General features: G+C 70.3%; 16 protein-coding genes. 11 read left to right on the top strand and 5 right to left on the bottom strand.

The window, feature by feature from the left end; all coding sequences use genetic code 11:
- The first annotated feature begins 57 nt into the window (after positions 1-57).
- The 4 genes from BR31_RS0111270 to ilvA all read left to right on the top strand — a co-directional run bounded on the left by BR31_RS0111270 (position 58) and on the right by ilvA (position 4,516).
- Positions 58-1,440 carry a cystathionine beta-synthase gene (locus BR31_RS0111270; RefSeq protein WP_027501057.1) on the top strand — a complete coding sequence of 461 codons (1,383 nt, stop codon included), beginning with the start codon at positions 58-60 and terminating at the stop codon, positions 1,438-1,440.
- A 43-nt stretch (positions 1,441-1,483) separates the two neighbouring features.
- A complete protein-coding gene (locus tag BR31_RS0111265) occupies positions 1,484-2,032 on the top strand; it encodes a hypothetical protein (protein WP_156042441.1) in 549 nt (182 codons plus the stop codon).
- 21 nt (positions 2,033-2,053) lie between these two features.
- A complete protein-coding gene (locus tag BR31_RS0111260; protein ID WP_027501055.1) occupies positions 2,054-3,211 on the top strand; it encodes a cystathionine gamma-synthase in 1,158 nt (385 codons plus the stop codon).
- An 84-nt stretch (positions 3,212-3,295) separates the two neighbouring features.
- Positions 3,296-4,516, top strand: a complete 1,221-nt coding sequence (gene ilvA / locus BR31_RS0111255) for a threonine ammonia-lyase (protein ID WP_037176324.1) — start codon at positions 3,296-3,298, stop codon at positions 4,514-4,516.
- 76 nt (positions 4,517-4,592) lie between these two features.
- On the opposite strand, the gene BR31_RS0111250 is transcribed toward ilvA, so the two are convergent.
- Both BR31_RS0111250 and BR31_RS0111245 read right to left on the bottom strand, forming a co-directional pair.
- Positions 4,593-5,381 carry an FAD:protein FMN transferase gene (locus tag BR31_RS0111250; RefSeq protein ID WP_027501053.1) on the bottom strand — a complete coding sequence of 263 codons (789 nt, stop codon included), beginning with the start codon at positions 5,379-5,381 and terminating at the stop codon, positions 4,593-4,595.
- A complete protein-coding gene (locus tag BR31_RS0111245; protein WP_027501052.1) occupies positions 5,378-5,623 on the bottom strand; it encodes a hypothetical protein in 246 nt (81 codons plus the stop codon). Before BR31_RS0111245 ends, BR31_RS0111250 begins: the two co-directional genes overlap by 4 nt.
- Positions 5,624-5,929: 306 nt before the next feature.
- On the opposite strand from BR31_RS0111245, the gene BR31_RS0111240 reads away from it, so the two are divergent.
- Positions 5,930-7,258, top strand: a complete 1,329-nt coding sequence (locus BR31_RS0111240; RefSeq protein ID WP_027501051.1) for a C40 family peptidase — start codon at positions 5,930-5,932, stop codon at positions 7,256-7,258.
- A gap of 15 nt (positions 7,259-7,273) precedes the next feature.
- Here BR31_RS0111240 and BR31_RS0111235 read toward each other — a convergent pair whose 3' ends face one another.
- On the bottom strand, positions 7,274-7,897 hold the full coding sequence (locus BR31_RS0111235; protein ID WP_156042440.1) for a hypothetical protein: 624 nt from the start codon (positions 7,895-7,897) through the stop codon (positions 7,274-7,276).
- 71 nt (positions 7,898-7,968) lie between these two features.
- On the opposite strand from BR31_RS0111235, the gene BR31_RS0111230 reads away from it, so the two are divergent.
- Positions 7,969-8,925 carry a GlxA family transcriptional regulator gene (locus BR31_RS0111230; protein WP_027501049.1) on the top strand — a complete coding sequence of 319 codons (957 nt, stop codon included), beginning with the start codon at positions 7,969-7,971 and terminating at the stop codon, positions 8,923-8,925.
- A gap of 135 nt (positions 8,926-9,060) precedes the next feature.
- On the opposite strand, the gene greA is transcribed toward BR31_RS0111230, so the two are convergent.
- Both greA and BR31_RS0111220 read right to left on the bottom strand, forming a co-directional pair.
- Complete coding sequence (greA, locus tag BR31_RS0111225) at positions 9,061-9,555, bottom strand: transcription elongation factor GreA (protein ID WP_027501048.1); 495 nt, start codon at positions 9,553-9,555, stop codon at positions 9,061-9,063.
- A gap of 276 nt (positions 9,556-9,831) precedes the next feature.
- Positions 9,832-10,257, bottom strand: a complete 426-nt coding sequence (locus BR31_RS0111220) for a DUF4307 domain-containing protein (protein WP_027501047.1) — start codon at positions 10,255-10,257, stop codon at positions 9,832-9,834.
- A 196-nt stretch (positions 10,258-10,453) separates the two neighbouring features.
- On the opposite strand from BR31_RS0111220, the gene mca reads away from it, so the two are divergent.
- The 5 genes from mca (at position 10,454) to BR31_RS0111195 (ending at position 15,994) form a co-directional block, all read left to right on the top strand.
- Complete coding sequence (gene mca / locus BR31_RS0111215; protein ID WP_027501046.1) at positions 10,454-11,350, top strand: mycothiol conjugate amidase Mca; 897 nt, start codon at positions 10,454-10,456, stop codon at positions 11,348-11,350.
- Positions 11,347-11,637 carry a hypothetical protein gene (locus BR31_RS0111210; RefSeq protein WP_027501045.1) on the top strand — a complete coding sequence of 97 codons (291 nt, stop codon included), beginning with the start codon at positions 11,347-11,349 and terminating at the stop codon, positions 11,635-11,637. Before mca ends, BR31_RS0111210 begins: the two co-directional genes overlap by 4 nt.
- Positions 11,638-11,647: 10 nt before the next feature.
- Positions 11,648-13,666, top strand: coding sequence for a thioredoxin domain-containing protein (locus tag BR31_RS0111205; protein ID WP_027501044.1), 2,019 nt, complete (start codon positions 11,648-11,650; stop codon positions 13,664-13,666).
- Positions 13,667-14,050: 384 nt separating this feature from the next.
- A complete protein-coding gene (locus BR31_RS31025) occupies positions 14,051-14,374 on the top strand; it encodes a WhiB family transcriptional regulator (protein WP_197023594.1) in 324 nt (107 codons plus the stop codon).
- Between the two features lie 357 nt (positions 14,375-14,731).
- Entirely contained in the window at positions 14,732-15,994 is a 1,263-nt protein-coding gene (locus BR31_RS0111195; protein ID WP_081830416.1) for a lipase family protein, read from the top strand.
- The last annotated feature ends 86 nt before the right edge of the window (positions 15,995-16,080 follow it).

The raw sequence follows: 16,080 nt of genomic DNA, 5'->3' as shown, positions 1-16,080 counted from the left end.
GACCCTCGAGAAGGGACCTGGTGTTGCCCCCGCGGCGCGCTCTGGGACCATGTAGGCATGCGCATCGCGGATCATGTCGTCGACCTCATCGGAAATACTCCGCTGGTCAAGCTGAACTCGGTGGTCGAGCCCGGCTCGGGACTGGTGGCCGCCAAGATCGAGTACCTCAACCCGGGCGGCAGCTCCAAGGACCGGATCGCGGTCAAGATGATCGACGCCGCCGAGGCGTCCGGCGAGCTGAAGCCCGGCGGGACCATCGTCGAGCCGACGTCGGGCAACACCGGCATCGGGCTGGCGCTGGTCGCGCAGCAGCGCGGCTACAAGTGCGTCTTCGTCTGCCCGGACAAGGTCAGCGAGGACAAGCGCAACGTTCTCAAGGCGTACGGCGCCGAGGTCGTGGTGTGCCCGACCGCGGTGGCACCGGAGCACCCGGACAGCTACTACAACGTCTCCGACCGCCTGGCGCGGGAGCTGCCCGGCGGTTGGAAGCCGAACCAGTACTCCAACCCGGGCGGGCCCGAGAGCCACTACGAGACCACGGGCCCCGAGATCTGGCGGGACACCGAGGGCAAGATCACCCACTTCGTGGCTGGCGTCGGCACCGGCGGCACGATCACCGGCACCGGCCGCTACCTCAAGGAGGTCTCCGGCGGCAAGGTCAAGGTCATCGGCGCGGACCCGGAGGGCTCGGTCTACTCGGGCGGCACCGGTCGGCCGTACCTGGTCGAGGGCGTCGGCGAGGACTTCTGGCCCACCGCCTACGACCCCTCGATCCCCGACGAGATCATCGCGGTCTCCGATGCCGACTCGTTCGAGATGACGCGGCGCCTCGCCCGCGAGGAGGGCCTGCTGGTCGGCGGCTCCTGCGGCATGGCCGTGGTGGCCGCGTTGCGGGTCGCCGAGCGCGAGCCCGACGCGGTGATCGTCGTGCTGCTGCCCGACGGCGGCCGTGGCTACCTCTCGAAGATCTTCAACGACAAGTGGATGGCCTCGTACGGCTTCCTGCGTACCCCGCTGGACGGCAAGGTCCACGAGCCGACGGTCGGCGACGTGCTCCGGGGCAAGTCGGGCGAGCTGCCCGACCTGGTGCACACGCATCCGTCGGAGACGCTGCGCGACGCGATCGAAATCCTGCGCGAGTACGGCGTCTCGCAGATGCCGGTCGTCGGTGCCGAGCCGCCGGTGATGGCGGGCGAGGTCGCGGGCAGCGTCACCGAGCGGGACCTGCTCTCGGCGGTGTTCGAGGGCCGGGCGCAGCTCGCCGATCCGGTCGCCAAGCACATGAGCCCGCCCTTCCCGCTGATCGGCTCGGGCGAGCCGGTGAGCGCCGCGACCAAGGCACTCGGCGACTCGGACGCGCTGATGGTGGTCGACGACGGCAAGCCCGTCGGCGTCATCACCCGGCACGACCTGCTCGGATTCCTCAGCGCCGGGGGATAGCTCGAACCGGGCCGGCCCCGCCAGGAGCCGTTAGGATCCCCGCATGGGGGAGACGAGAGCTCGGGTGGGGATGATCGCCGCTGTGGTCACCGTGCTGGTGTCCGGATGTTCGACGGTGACGAGCGGTACGCCGGTCGCGGAGTCGGACGGGTCGGACGCGGACGGCGGTGTGGCGGTGACGCTTTCCGCGGGCGAGGCGCCGGACTGCGTGACGATGGCCGGGGCGCTGGGCCCGCTGGTGGCCGGCATGGCGCTGGCGAACCAGACGACGCTGCCGGGCTCCAGCGACCCGCTCTGCCTGTGGTCGGACGGGGACTTCACCGGGACCCAGCGCAATCTCTTCGCCAGCGTCAAGGGCAACGGGTTCACCGAGGCGATGCTCGAGGCCTCCAGGGGGAAGACGAGCATGGGGGTGGTCGACGAGCCGCGCGCCGACGCGCTGAACGGGCTCGTGATCAAGGTCAACGACACCGTGTACACGCTGACGATGGCCGGTCGCAGTGTCGATGTCGGCAGCCACGGCGACCAGGGGTACACGGAATCGGAGTACATCGACGCACTGGTCTCGGTTGCCCGATTACTGACGCAATAGCGGCTCGCTAGGCTTACCGGCATGAGCGAGCACAGCAACGCAGAGCACGGGTTCTCCACCAGGGCCGTTCACGCCGGGTACGAGCCGGATCCGCTGACCGGCGCGGTGAACGTGCCGATCTACGCCAGCTCGACCTTCGCCCAGGACGGCGTCGGCGGCATGCGCAACGGGTTCGAGTACGCGCGCACCGGGAACCCGACCCGGCGTCCGCTCGAGGCCAACCTCGCCGCCCTCGAGTCCGGCACCTACGGTCGCGCGTTCGCGTCCGGCATGGCGGCCACGGACTGCCTGTTGCGCTCGGTCCTGCGTCCCGGCGATCACCTGGTGATCCCGAACGACGCCTACGGCGGCACCTTCCGGCTGATCGACAAGGTGTTCACCCAGTGGGGCATCGAGCACACGCCCGCCGCGGTGTCCGATGTGGACGCGGTCCGCGCCGCGATCCGCCCGAACACCAAGCTGGTGTGGGTGGAGACCCCGACCAACCCGCTGCTCAACATCGGCGACATCGAGGCGCTGGCCGGGGTCGCGCACGAGGCCGGGGCAAAGCTGGTGGTGGACAACACCTTCGCGTCCCCGTACCTGCAGCAGCCGCTCGGCCTCGGCGCCGACATCGCGCTGCACTCGACCACCAAGTACATCGGTGGGCACTCCGACGTCGTCGGCGGTGCGCTGGTCACCGACGACGAGGAACTCGACACCGCCTTCGCGTTCCTGCAGAACGGCGCGGGTGCGGTGCCCGGCCCCTTCGACGCGTACCTGACCATGCGCGGCATCAAGACCCTCGCACTGCGGATGGAGCGCCACAGCGAGAACGCCGAGAAGATCGTCGACCTTCTCACCGGCCACGAAGCGATCTCGCAGGTGATCTACCCGGGCCTCGAGTCGCACCCGGGCCACAAGGTCGCGGCCAAGCAGATGCGCCGCTTCGGCGGCATGATCTCGGTGCGCCTCAAGGGCGGCAAGCAGGCCGCGCTCGACTTCTGCTCGCGGACCCAGATCTTCACCCTGGCCGAGTCCCTCGGCGGCGTCGAGTCGCTGATCGAGCATCCCGGCGCCATGACCCACGCGTCGACCGCGGGCTCAGCCCTCGAGGTGCCGGACGACCTGGTCCGGCTCTCGGTCGGCATCGAGGACGCGGCCGACCTCCTCGCCGATGTGGAGCAGGCACTGAAGTAGGCGGCTCCGCCGCCTGTGAGTACTTGTGGCCCACATGGGGGCCACAAGTACTCACAGGCGCCGCAGGCGCCTTACGCTGGCGCGATGGAACTCGTGACGAGGGACCAGATCGCGGCGGCGGCGGAACGGCTCGCCCCGGTGATGCGCAGGACGCCGATGCTCGCGTCGCGGGTGCTTTCGGATCGCTGTGCCCACGACGTGTGGCTCAAGTGTGAAAACCTCCAGCGCACAGGCTCTTTCAAACCCCGCGGCGCCTACAACCGAATCGCGAACCTGACCCCGGAGCAGCGGGCGGGCGGCGTGGTCGCGGCCAGTGCAGGCAACCATGCCCAGGGCGTGGCCTGGGCCGCCAGCCGGCTCGGCATCGAGTCCACGGTCTTCATGCCGGTCGGGGCGGCGCTGCCGAAACTCGTCGCGACCAGGGCGTACGGGGCGACGGTCCACCTGCGCGGGCACACCGTCGACGAGGCGCTCCTGTCCGCCAAGGAGTTCGCCGCGGCGACCGGCGCCGTGCTCATCCACCCGTTCGATCACGTCGACGTCGTCGCGGGCCAGGCCACCGTCGGGCTCGAGATCCTCGAGCAGCTGCCGGAGGTCGGGACCATCGTGGTGCCGACCGGCGGCGGCGGGCTGCTCGCCGGGATCGCGGCTGCGGTCCGGGATTCTGGCCGCCGGGTGCGTCTCGTCGGCGTGCAGGCGGAGCAGGCGGCGGCCTGGCCGCGGTCGCTCGCCGAGGGCGAACCCGTCGAGGCGCAGGCCCTGTCCACCATGGCGGACGGGATCGCCATCGGGCTCCCGGGTGCGGTGCCGTTCGCACACGTCAACGCCCTGGTGGACGAGGTGGTCACGGTCAGCGAGGACGCGCTGTCCCGGGCCCTGTTGCTGTGCAGCGAGCGGGCCAAGCTGATCGTCGAGCCGGCGGGGGCGGCGGCGGTGGCCGCCCTGATGACCTGCGCGGCGGACCAGCTGCGGTTGGAGGGACCCGTGTGCGCGGTGTTGTCCGGCGGCAACATCGACCCGCTCCTGCTCACCCACGTGATCACCCACGGCCTGCGGGCCGCAGGCCGCTACCTGGTCGTGCGCGTCACCATCCCGGACCGGCCCGGGGGGCTGGTGCGGCTGCTGGGCGTGGTGAGCGAGCGCGGCGCCAGCGTGGTGGACGTGGTGCACTCGCGGACCGCGCGCGACCTCGGCCTGGACGAGGTGGAGGTGCTGCTGACCCTGGAGACCCGCGGACCCGATCACCGAGACGAGGTACTGGGCGCCCTCGACGCGGCCGGCTTCGCCGTGCGGGTGCAGGATTAGGCGCTCCGCGCCCGTGCGTGGTCGACGAGTGCGGGGGCTTGCCAACCGCGCACGGACGGCGCAGCCGCCTGGACCTTCACGGCCAGCCGCAGAGCCGGGTGACCCGGAAGTCCCGGTCCACCAGCCGGGCGGGGAGCCCGACCTCCTCGAGCCAGGCGAGGATCTCCTCGCCCCCGCGGACCGCCGCCCTGCTCGCCGCGGCCGCGGCAAGGGCGGAGCCGGCCACCACCGACACGGTGCGCCAGTGCGGCGCCTCGGCGGGATTCGGGTGCAGCGGGCTGACCGTGCTGGCGGTGGCGAGGCCGGAGCCGGACGGGATCGAGACCTGGCAGGACGGGTCGCCGGGCAGGTCCTCGACCTTGATCTGCCAGCCGCTGCGCGGCAGCGGGCCCGCGGTCGCCACGTCGCCGCCGAGGCTGACCAGCACCCCGCAGCCGAGCAGTTCGGCGACGGCGCCGGCGCACCGGTCGGCCGTGACGGAGCGGGCGGTCGCGGACACGTCGAGGGTGAGCCCGACGGGGAGGGTGACCTCGTGGCCGCGGACGGTCACCGAGCGCCACTGGTTCGGTCCGGTGCCGCCTGCGGTGGGGTCGAGCGTGCCCGCGGTCAGTTCGGCGGCCAGGAGGGCCCTGCTGACCTGCTCGGCGAGCAGGACGCTCACCCGGGTCGTGGTGCCAGCGGACCGGTTGAGCGCGGCTATCTCGGAGTCTTCGCGGGTGGCGTTGGTCGCGACGTCGGCGGCGGCCAGGTGGCCGCGGACCATGTTCCAGGCGGACTCCAGCATCTCGGGCTCGGACACGACCACCGTCGCGCGCACGCCCCACATCGACCAGCTCTTCGCGGCCTTGTCCGCCGCGAGCGTCACGACCCGCCCGAGATCACGTCGAACTGCCCGGCGCCGCGGGTGACGATCGGGCTACCGACACCGTTCGAGCGGTTCGAATCGGCGGCCATGACGGTCCCCGAATCCGAGGAGGGGGCGTCTCCGAGCACCAACGAGCCACCGGTGAGGGACCCGACGCCGAGCGCGCCGACGATGCCGGACGCCGCGACGGCGCGGCGCAGTCGGGACGTTCGGTGGGGTTGCTCTGCGGGTCGCTCACTCATGACGACCAGGATCCACCGTGAGTCTGAGAGAGACCTGAGGGTCTGCTGAATTTCTCGCTCTTCGCCTGAACGTCCGCGGTGCGCGGGCATACGCTCCGTGAGTGCGCAGTTTTCCCCGCCCGAAGTGGGCCGATTCGCCGGCAGATGCACAGTCGGCGGCGGCTAACGCCGGACCGGCACGCCGCGATACAGGCGTCGTGTGGGTTCGGGAAAAACGGTTCGATCGATGTGATCGAAATCGCCCCGCGGCCGGGTCGGGGGACCTAGCGTTGCATCTGATGGCCCGCTCGAAGTTTGGAGTTGCGAATGCCGGTTGATCCAACGGCGGTGATCGTGGCAGTTGCCACTGCCCTCGGCGGCTTCGTTCAAGGAGCCGACATCCCATTACCGGTGAAGGATCAAGCAGCACAAGCGATTCAGTCTTTCGAGGCGTCGGCGCCCGCGGCGTCGCAGCAGATCAACGACATCATCGGGATGCTGCCCGAACAGGTGCAGGGGCAGGCGCAGCAGGCCGTCACGGATGCGGCTGCCGCAGTGGAGGATTCGCTCAAGCCGTACCTCCCACCCGCCCCGCAGGCCCTTCCCGGACTGCCTGCCGCGCCTGCCGTGCCACCGCCCGCGGTGGTCGCGCCACCTGTGCAGGAGTCGCCCCGCTACACGGCGCCGCCCGCGCTGCAGGCGACCCCGATCGGCGGCGACCCGAGCCGAGCGTTGCCGGGCGCGTTGACGGACCTTCCGGAGATGGCGATGGCCCCGATCGGTGCGATCGCGGTCTTCGTGCCGTGGCTGAAGAAGGCGGGCGAGATCTGCGAGGGCATCAAGCCGCCGGTCCTCGCCGCGCTCTATTCCGCGGAGAACGGCTTCCGGTACGGCCCCACCGCGCCGGTGTCCAGGGACGGGGCCCGCGGCCCCGGCCAGTTCATGCCGGGCACCTGGGCCAAGTACGGCAAGGACGCCGACGGCGACGGCAAGGCGGACATCCTCGGCGTCGCGGACTCGGTGATGGCGTCGGGGCACCTGCTCTGCGACATGTACACCGAGATCGAGGGCTGGCAGAAGCAGGGCCTGGTCAAGGGCGACACCCTCGACCTGGCCATCGCCGGCTACAACGCGGGGGTCGGGGCCGTGCGGCGGTCCGGCGGGATGCCGTCGGGACTGCCCGACTACGAGAACCAGACCAAGCCGTACGTGGCGAAGATCCGGGCCACCGAGGCCCGATTCGCGGGGATCCTCACCCCGTTGGTCGGCAACTTCGGCGACGGGATCGGCGGCAAGATCGTCGAGGCCGCGCTGCGGTACCTCGGCCTGCCCTACGTGTGGGGCGGCGGCAACATCAACGGACCGTCCGGCGGTGGCTTCGACTGCTCAGGCCTGACGTCCTACGCGGTGTACGCCGCGACCGGCGACCTCCTGAAGCTGCCGCGGACCTCGGAGACCCAGTGGGGCGTCGGCGAGGAGATCCCGCTGGCCGAGGCCAGGCCAGGCGACCTGCTGTTCGGCAACTGGCAGTCGGGCGGGCCGGGCCATGTCGCGATCTACATCGGCAACGGGCAGATGGTGCACGCTCCGCAGACCGGCGACGTGGTGCGGGTCGGGCCGGTGTTCGACGGGATGAAGGTCCGCCGGATGGTGTGACGCGGCCCCGCCGCCCTAGCGCGGCGGCGCGGCTGCCGGTGCGGGGTCGTTGGGTGCGGTCGTCGACGCGCTCGCCGGGGAGGGGGCCGCGCTCGACGTCACCGGAGGCGGGGTCGTGGACGGCTGTGCGACGGTGGTCGTGGCCGGGGGAGCCGTCCAGTTGCTGCCGATCCCGCATACGGGTACCCCGGGCGGACACCCTTCGGTGGTCATGCCGCACTCGGTGGGGCCGCACCTGTCGGTCCCGCATGCCGGGCCCGGCACGCAGTTGTATCCCGGTGGGATCTCCTGGGTCGGCGACTGGTGGTACGAGGATTCGAGCGCCGGGGCGGGCGAGTGGTCGTCCGGCGATTCCGGCCCGGCCTGCGGTCCGGCCTGCGGTCCGTCCGGGGCCACGGAACTCGTCGGTGCCGCCGACTTGGTCACCTTGGCCGAGGTCGTGGGCGCCGAGCTCGGCGCGGGGCCGCCGGAGTCCGATCCGCCCGAGCACCCGGCCAGCACCAGCACCGGCACGACCAACACGAGCAGCATGCGTGCCATCGCACGCAACCGACTGCCGATCCCCATGTTTCGCAAGTCCTTCTCCTCAGCGTGGAACCCGCGCCAGCGGGTGCGGGCGCGGGTGCTCGTCCCGGTCACGGCGAGAACATTTGCAGGCCGCAACCCGCCTGGACAGTGGCCGGTAGGCCACCCATCGATAAGATCGGGTCATGCTGTCGGTAGCGGTTGTTGCGTTCAACGGAATCAGCCCGTTCCACCTGGCGGTGCCAACTCTGGTGCTCGGCCGATCCGGCACCGGCGTCGAATCCGACTCGCCCTATGACGTACAGGTCTGCGCCGAAGTGCCCGGAACACTGTCCACCGCAGCCGGTTTCGACATCACCGTGCGCCACGACCTCGACGTGCTGGCAGGCTCTGACATGGTGGTCTTCCCCGGCTGGCTCCGCGGACACGGGGTGTCGCCCGCGGTGAACGAGGCGGTGCACGCCGCCCACGAGAGGGGAGCGCGACTCGTCGGACTGTGCCTGGGTTCCTGGGCGATCGCGGCGACCGGACTGGCCGACGGTCGCGAACTCACCACCCACTGGGCCGCGGCCGAGGAGATGGCTCGCGCATTCCCGAAGGTGCGCGTGCGCGCCGACAACCTCTGGACCGATCTGGGTGACGTGATCACCTCCGCGGGCGTCGCCGCGGCGCTGGACTGCTGCCTGCACATCGTGCGCGGCGACCTGGGGGCCCGCGCCGCCACCGATCTGGCCCGGTCGCTGGTCACCGCGCCGCACCGAAACGGCTCGCAGGCCCAGTTCATCCCGGTCGCGGTGCCCGAGGACGACGACGACGATCCGATCGAGCACGCGATGGTGTGGGCCCGCACCCACCTCGACACCGGCATCGACCTGGAAACCTGGTCGCGTCGGGCGCTGATGTCGCGGCGCACCTTCACCCGGCGGTTCAGGGACCGCACCGGAACCAGCCCCCAGCAGTGGTTGTTGCAGCAGCGCACCGACCACGCCCGGCTGCTGCTCGAGTCGACCGACGAGACGGTGGACCGGATCGCCCGCGACACCGGCTTCGGCAGCGCGGTGAGCCTGCGCCACCACTTCCACCGCATGCTCGGCACCAGTCCGGCGGCCCATCGCGCCCAGTTTCGCGGGGCAGCGCAATGATCACCGATGCCTGATTTCGTCGCCAACACGAAACCCCGGCCCGAGCCGAGGCTCGAACCGGGGTCCGGGATGACGAATTGTGCGCGTTCTGTACCCCGGTGAGGGTGCGAGAAGCGCACGGGCGGCGTTGCCGCCTCAGCTGTGGTACGGCTCCGCGCTGACGAGCGTCACTTCCATGGTGCCGCCGTTGGGGAGCGTGTACTTGCGGGTCTCGCCGACCTTCGCCTCGAGCAGCGCGCTGCCCAGCGGAGAGTTGGGGGAGTAGACCTCGAGCTTGTTGTCGCGGGCGCCCTCTTCGCGGGTGGCGATCAGGAAGGTCTCGGTGTCGGACTTGTCGCCGTCGTAGTAGACCTTGACCACGGAACCGGGCAGTGCCACACCGGACTGGGTCGGCGCCTCGCCGACCTTCGCGCTGTTGAGCAGCTCCTGGAGCTGGCGGATACGGGCCTCCTGCTGGCCCTGCTCCTCGCGCGCCGCGTGGTAGCCGCCGTTCTCCTTGAGGTCGCCTTCCTCGCGTCGCTCGTTGATCTCGGCCGCGATGACCGGGCGGTTGGCAATGAGCTGGTCGAGTTCGCTCTTGAGCCGGTCGTGTGACTCCTGGGTAAGCCAGGTCACCTGGGTCTCGGTCATGCTCGATCACTCCTCGTAGTCGGGACCCATCCGGGTCCCCTGGGCGGGCCACTGAACTCCAGTGGCCTTCGGCGACGAGAGCGCCCCTACCCCCGGTGGTCGGATCCCCCCGGTTCGCTCAGTCGAGTGAGCGGTGCACCCTGCCGCTACGCATCTATACGCAAATGCAGCAATACACGGTTCCAAAGCCGGAACCGTGTACCCGAGGATTCTAGCACGAGCAGGGATTTCTCCATGAAAATCGCACTTGTGCGGCCCGGGAGCGGCCAGGTCCGGTCAGCCGGTGGTCAGGTACTCCGGCACGGTCGTCCCGCAGCCGTAGATGTCGGCGATGGCGGGCCGCTGAGACGTTCTGATCAGCGTGGTCACGTCGACGGTGCCGCTGTCCGACGGTCCCAGGTACACCTCGCGCCTGCCGGTCTCGGAGCCGTCCTTGGACCTGGCCCGCACGATGCAGACGGCGGGTTCGGACGGGTCCTCGCGGGTCACGGTGAAGCGGATGCTGATCGTCGACTCGTCCACGAGGTTGTAGGCGATCGATTGACCCTCGACGTCGTCGCCGGCGAACTTGTTGTACGCGAAGAAGGCGAGCGCGAGCCCGAGGAGCACAACGCCGATGGTCAGGATGATCGCCACCACCCGGGATCCGCGCAGATCGCGCGTTGGCGTCGGGTAGCGGTCGGCGGGAGGCGTCTCGGTCATATCGCTCAGCTCTCGTACAGCGGCACCGGGCCTGCGGCGGCCCGGTCGGCGTACCTCGCGTGCTGCTGGGGCGGGGCCACGGCTGACGGCGGAAGTACCGGGTGGAACTATAGGGGAAGGACAACGGTGCGTTGTCGGCGGACGTCGGCGTCGGACCACCACGTCGCTACCGGCGAAGCTGAGGTGAAGGAGCACTGTGAGCGGATTGCGTCTCATGGCCGTGCACGCCCATCCCGACGACGAGTCGAGCAAGGGTGCCGCCACCACGGCCCGGTACTCGGCCGAGGGCAACGAGGTCCTGGTGGTGACACTGACCGGCGGCGAGCGCGGCGACATCCTCAACCCCGCGATGGATGTCCCGGGCGTGCGCGACCGGATCAGCGAGGTGCGCAAGGAGGAGATGGCCGAGGCGGCCCGCATCCTCGGCGTCCAGCAGGTCTGGCTCGGCTTCGTCGACTCCGGGCTGCCCGAGGGCGACCCGCTGCCGCCGCTGCCCGAGGGCTGCTTCGCGCTGGTGCCGCTGGACGAGTCCACCGAGGCGCTGGTCAAGGTGATCCGCGAGTTCCGTCCGCACGTCATCACCACCTATGACGAGAACGGCGGATACCCGCACCCCGATCACATCCGCTGTCACGAGGTGTCGATGGCCGCGTACGAGGCCGCGGGCGACCCCGAGCGTTTTCCCGGGGCGGGGGAGCCGTGGGAGCCGTTGAAGCTCTACTACTCGCACGGCTTCATCCGCAAGCGCCTGCTCCTGTTCCAGGAGGAGTACGACCGCCGCGGTGAGGAGTTCCCGATGGCGGAGTGGCTGAAGAAGTGGCGGACCGAGCAGGGCGACCTGATGGCGCGGGTGACCACACAGATCGTCTGCGGTGACTACTTCCCGCAGCGCGACGATGCCCTGCGTGCGCACGCCACCCAGATCGACCCCAACGGTTCGTTCTTCGCGGTGCCGCTGGAGATCCAGCAGAAGATCTGGCCGACCGAGGAGTTCGAGCTAGCGAAGACGAGGGTGCGCACCGCAATCCCGGAATCCGACCTGTTCGCAGGCATCGACCACGTCGGCTACGGCCACCCCGAGGAGAAGAAGTGATCTTGGCAAGTGCGGCCGGCTGGCTGGCACAGACCCCCAGCAACCCGGTCGGGCCGGAGTTCGGCAAGGCCTCACCGATCGGCTTCGTCATCATCGTGGCCTTGCTGGTCGGCACGGTGCTGCTGGTCCGGTCGATGAACAAGCAGCTGCGTAAGCTGCCCGACACCTTCGAGCCTGAGCATCCCGAGCTCGATCAGGCGGCGGACGAGGGCACCGATCGGGGCGCGGCGGGCGAGCCGCCCGCCGACGGGAAGAACGCCGAACCGCCGACCGGCTCGGCGAGCTAGGCCGCGCGGAATGTCGGCCCTGGCACGGAACACTCTCGGCGGGGCGACAAGCCCCTACCTGCGTCAGCACGCCGACAACCCCGTGCACTGGCAGCAGTGGGGTCCGGAGGCGCTCGAGTGGGCGCGCGTGCGCGACGTGCCGATCCTGCTCTCGGTCGGCTACTCCGCCTGCCACTGGTGCCACGTGATGGCCCACGAGTCCTTCGAGGACGAGGCGACCGCGGCGCTGATGAACGAGCATTTCGTCTGCATCAAGGTGGACCGCGAGGAGCGGCCGGACCTCGATGCGGTCTACATGAACGCGACGGTCGCGATGACCGGCCAGGGCGGCTGGCCGATGACCTGCTTCCTGACCCCCTCGGCCGAGCCGTTCTACTGCGGCACCTACTACCCGACGGTGCCGCGCGGCGGGATGCCGTCCTTCACCCAGCTCCTCGACGCCATCGCGGACACCTGGCGGGGCAGGCGCGGAGAGGTCGAGGAGGCATCCGCCGCGATCACGGCGCAGCTGGCCGCAAACGCGGCCGGTGTCCCCGGGGGACAGGTGGTCCTCGACGCGAACCTGCTCGACGCCGCGATCGTCTCCGCACTGCGCGACGAGGACCGCGACAGGGGTGGATTCGGGGTCGCGCCCAAGTTCCCGCCGTCGGCATTGATGGAGGGGCTGCTGCGCGGCTACGAGCGCAGCGGAGACACGAAAGTGCTTGCCGCGGTGGAGCGTACCGCGGAGGCGATGGCGCGCGGCGGAATCTACGACCAGCTGGGCGGCGGGTTCGCGCGCTACTCGGTGGATGCCGACTGGGTGGTCCCGCACTTCGAGAAGATGCTCTACGACAACGCCCAGCTGCTGCGGGCGTATGCCCACCTGGGGCGGCGGACGGGGTCGGCGCTGGCGATCCGGGTGGCCGAGGAGACGGTCGAATTCCTGCTGCGGGACCTGCGCACCGAGTCCGGCTGTTTCGCCTCGGCGCTGGACGCCGACACCGACGGCATCGAGGGCCTGACCTACGCGTGGACCCCGGACGAGCTGCTCGCGGCCCTCGGTTTCGAGGACGGGGTGTGGGCCGCCGGGCTGCTCGCGGTGAGCTCCACCGGCACCTTCGAGGCGGGCACCTCGGTGCTGCAGCTGCCCGCCGATCCCGAGGAACCCGCGCGCTGGGAATCGGTGCGGTCGAGGCTGTTCGAGGTGCGGTCGGGTCGCCCGCAACCGGGGCGTGACGACAAGGTGGTCACCGCGTGGAACGGGCTCGCCGTCACGGCGCTGGCTGAGGCGGGCGCCGGACTCGGCCGCCCCGAGTGGGTCGAGGCCGCGGCGCACTGCGCCAGGACACTGCTCGACGAGCACCTGGTCGACGGCCGACTGCGCCGGGCCTCGCTCGGCGGGGTGGTCGGTGACGCGGCCGCGGTGCTCGACGACCACGGTGCGCTGGCGGTCGGGTTGCTTGCGCTGCACCAGGCGACCGGCGAGCTCGAATGGCTCACCCGCGCAGAGCAACTCATCGACCTGGCGATTGAACACTTCGCCGATCCCGCGGAGCCTGGCAGCTGGTTCGACACCGCGGACGACGCCGAGGCCCTGATCACCCGGCCGCGCGACCCCTTCGACGGGGCGACGCCGTCGGGAGCGTCCACGATGGCGGAGGCACTGCTCGCCGCCGCGGCGCTGGCCGGCCCCGAGCGTTCCGCCCGGTACGCCGCGGCAGCCGCGGACACCCTGGACCGCGGGGCGCTGTTGCTGGCGCGCGCGGCCAGGTCCGCGGGCCACTGGCTGGCCGTGGCCGAGGCCTCGGTGCGCGGACCGATTCAGGTCGCGGTGTCGATGACCGGTGACGGCGCCGACCTGCTGGACACGGCCCGACGCGAGGCGCCGGGTGGGGCGGTGGTGATCGGTGGTGCGCCGGACACGTCCCCGCTGCTCGTCGACCGCCCGCTGGTCGACGGGAAACCGGCCGCCTATGTGTGTCGTGGGTTCGTCTGCGACCGGCCCGCGACCGGTGTCGACGAGCTGAGGGCAGCGTTGGCGCGCTAACAACGCCGGCGCTCCACACACACCCGGAAGCACCGTCCCTGCTGGCCCGAAACCCCTATTGACAACAGCGCCTTGTCGATTCGTCGTGAATCTGTTGTTTCAGTTCTGCTGCCATTCGCCCTAGTGTCGATCCACGTGGACGTCTACTGTGGGCGTCCATCTCGTGCGCGATCACCACCTTGAGGGCCTGGCGTTCGTGTGTTGTACCGGCCCCTGTCGGTGGCACGGGCGGCCTCGGCTCATCGGGGGCTTCGGCTCCAGCGCGGCGCAGGTGCGGATCCGGTGTTCGGGCGGTCGGCCAGTGCGACATCGGTACCCGTGCAACTCCGGTCGACCGGCTGGGAAAACAGGCCCCGATGGATCCGGGACGATGGGGGATATTGCATGACCAACGCAATGGCGGCCGGTGCTCGCGCCGATCTGGTTCAGCCCGCCATCAGGCCACCCGTTGGGCTCGGCGACAACGAGGGCTGGCGTGCCGGCGCCAAGTGCGCCCAGTCGGAACCGGACGAGTTCTTTCCGGATCGCTGTCGGCCGGAAAACGTCCGCGCTGCCAAGGAAGTCTGCCAGCGCTGTCCGGTCGCGGCCGAATGCCTCGAGTATGCCCTCGGCGCCGCCGAGCCGTTCGGAGTGTGGGGCGGAAAGACACCGAGGGAGCGGCGCCGCATGCGTTCCGGCCGCCCAATCCCCGGAGCGGCCGGTGATTGAACCAATCGTCCTCGGCCCGCCTCCGGTAAACGGAAGGGACTCATTCGGCTTTTGTGGAGCGTCGATTGTGAGCTGCGGAGTGCGGAGCGAGGGGACTGCATTGGACCCGGTGAACGAGCGCTTCAGTTAGTCGCAAACTCTCCCAATGGTTCTGAGTGACACTCCATGAATTTCCGTGACACCCAATGTGAGTTCGGCTGCGGATGCCAGCCACAGCGCATCCGCCCGCGACGGCGACCTCGGCCTCGGTCAACACGGTCCGCGCGCACCCGTTTGGCCGGGCTGACACATACCTGCCATGTATCCAGCAGCCTTCAGGTTGGGCGCACCGTGCTGGGTACCCGACGAAGGATGAGAATGCGAACTGCCACTGGACGATCCAGGACTCAGGCGATCGGTGCCGTGATCGCCGTGTCTGCCGCCGCCGCGGTTGTCCTCGCGGCGGCGCCGGCCGCAAGCGCGGCGCCTGCCGGCGGCGCGGACCCGATCGTCTATCCGGTCTCGCTTCAGGATGCCTTCTACGGAACGCCTTCCGACATCGCGGACCGGCAGCCGGGCGACATACTCGCCGCGCGGTCGGTGCCCGCGCCTTTCGGGTTCATCGACACCGATGCGGTGCAACTGAAGTTCCGGTCGACCAGCTCGGAGGGCAAGCCAATCTCGGCGGTGACCACCGTCTTCTCGCCGCGGGAAGCCGCACCGGGGCGCCCGCTGCTGTCCTATCAGCAGATCATCAATGCCCTCGGGCTCGGGTGCGCGCCGTCGACGGCGATGTACGCCGACGATCAGGAGCCCGCGATACGAGCGACGCCCGCGTTGAACTTCGCAATCCAGAAGGGTTGGTCGGTGGCCGTCCCCGATCACCTCGGGCCCAACAGCGCGTACGGTGCGGCGAAGGTCGGTGGGCAGATCACCCTCGACGGGATCCGCGCGGCGCAGCGGTACTCCGCGCTCGGGCTTGCCGAGAGCCCGGTCGGTATGGCCGGTTACTCCGGCGGCGGCATGGCCACCGCGATGGCCGCCGCGATCGCCCCGACCTACGCGCCGGAGCTCGAGCTCGCCGGCAGTGCCTACGGCGGTGCCCCGATGAACATCGACAAGATGGCCAAGGCCCTCGGAGAGCAAAGGCATCCCGTGTTCGGGCTGGCGATGGCCGCCGCGCTCGGCCTCGAGCGCGAGTATCCGGACCGGATGCCGGTCAGCAGCCAGCTCAACCAGGTTGGCCGGGACCTGCGGGACCGCATCGCGAACGCGTGCACCAACGAGATCATCCTCTCCGGCGCCGGTCGATCCATCGCCGACGTCGCCGACCCCGCGGTCGGACGTGCGCTGCTCGACAGCCCGCCGGTGCAGGCGGTGCTCGCCGAGAACGGCGTCGAGAACGTGGCCTCCGTCCCGAATGCTCCCGTGTACGAGTGGCATTCCGGCACCGACCCGCTGATCCCGGTCGACTCGATCACCAAGACGATGCGCCGCTACTGCGACGCGGGTGTGCCCGTTCAGTCCGAAGTGGTCTCGAGTCCGGATCACCTCTCGGCTGCGGCGATCGGTCTCCCGGGCGCGCTGAAGTTCCTCGAGGACCGCTTCGCCGGCATCGCGCCGATCTCGAAGGGCTGCTGACCGGAGAATGGAGCGCATCGCGTGGTGCACATCCGCCCGACCGCCGCGCTGTGGGGCGGCTGGACCTGACCGGACTCGTACCTGTC

Source organism: Rhodococcus sp. UNC363MFTsu5.1, assembly GCF_000686785.1.
Classification (GTDB): domain Bacteria; phylum Actinomycetota; class Actinomycetes; order Mycobacteriales; family Mycobacteriaceae; genus Rhodococcus_G; species Rhodococcus_G maanshanensis.
Note: the sequence above shows the minus strand (reverse complement) of the source record. Positions and strands in the feature narration are given on the sequence as shown.

Bases quoted from the DNA above. Each gene is read 5' to 3' on its own strand.
- BR31_RS0111245 (WP_027501052.1), bottom strand. From the start codon at position 5,623: ATGAGTGAGCGACCCGCAGAGCAACCCCACCGAACGTCCCGACTGCGC.
- BR31_RS0111220 (WP_027501047.1), bottom strand. From the start codon at position 10,257: ATGACCGAGACGCCTCCCGCCGACCGCTACCCGACGCCAACGCGCGAT.
- BR31_RS0111205 (WP_027501044.1), top strand. From the start codon at position 11,648: ATGTCGGCCCTGGCACGGAACACTCTCGGCGGGGCGACAAGCCCCTAC.
- greA (WP_027501048.1), bottom strand. From the start codon at position 9,555: ATGACCGAGACCCAGGTGACCTGGCTTACCCAGGAGTCACACGACCGG.
- BR31_RS0111240 (WP_027501051.1), top strand. From the start codon at position 5,930: ATGCCGGTTGATCCAACGGCGGTGATCGTGGCAGTTGCCACTGCCCTC.
- BR31_RS0111230 (WP_027501049.1), top strand. From the start codon at position 7,969: ATGCTGTCGGTAGCGGTTGTTGCGTTCAACGGAATCAGCCCGTTCCAC.
- BR31_RS0111270 (WP_027501057.1), top strand. From the start codon at position 58: ATGCGCATCGCGGATCATGTCGTCGACCTCATCGGAAATACTCCGCTG.
- ilvA (WP_037176324.1), top strand. From the start codon at position 3,296: ATGGAACTCGTGACGAGGGACCAGATCGCGGCGGCGGCGGAACGGCTC.
- BR31_RS0111195 (WP_081830416.1), top strand. From the start codon at position 14,732: ATGCGAACTGCCACTGGACGATCCAGGACTCAGGCGATCGGTGCCGTG.
- BR31_RS0111265 (WP_156042441.1), top strand. From the start codon at position 1,484: ATGGGGGAGACGAGAGCTCGGGTGGGGATGATCGCCGCTGTGGTCACC.
- BR31_RS0111260 (WP_027501055.1), top strand. From the start codon at position 2,054: ATGAGCGAGCACAGCAACGCAGAGCACGGGTTCTCCACCAGGGCCGTT.
- BR31_RS31025 (WP_197023594.1), top strand. From the start codon at position 14,051: ATGACCAACGCAATGGCGGCCGGTGCTCGCGCCGATCTGGTTCAGCCC.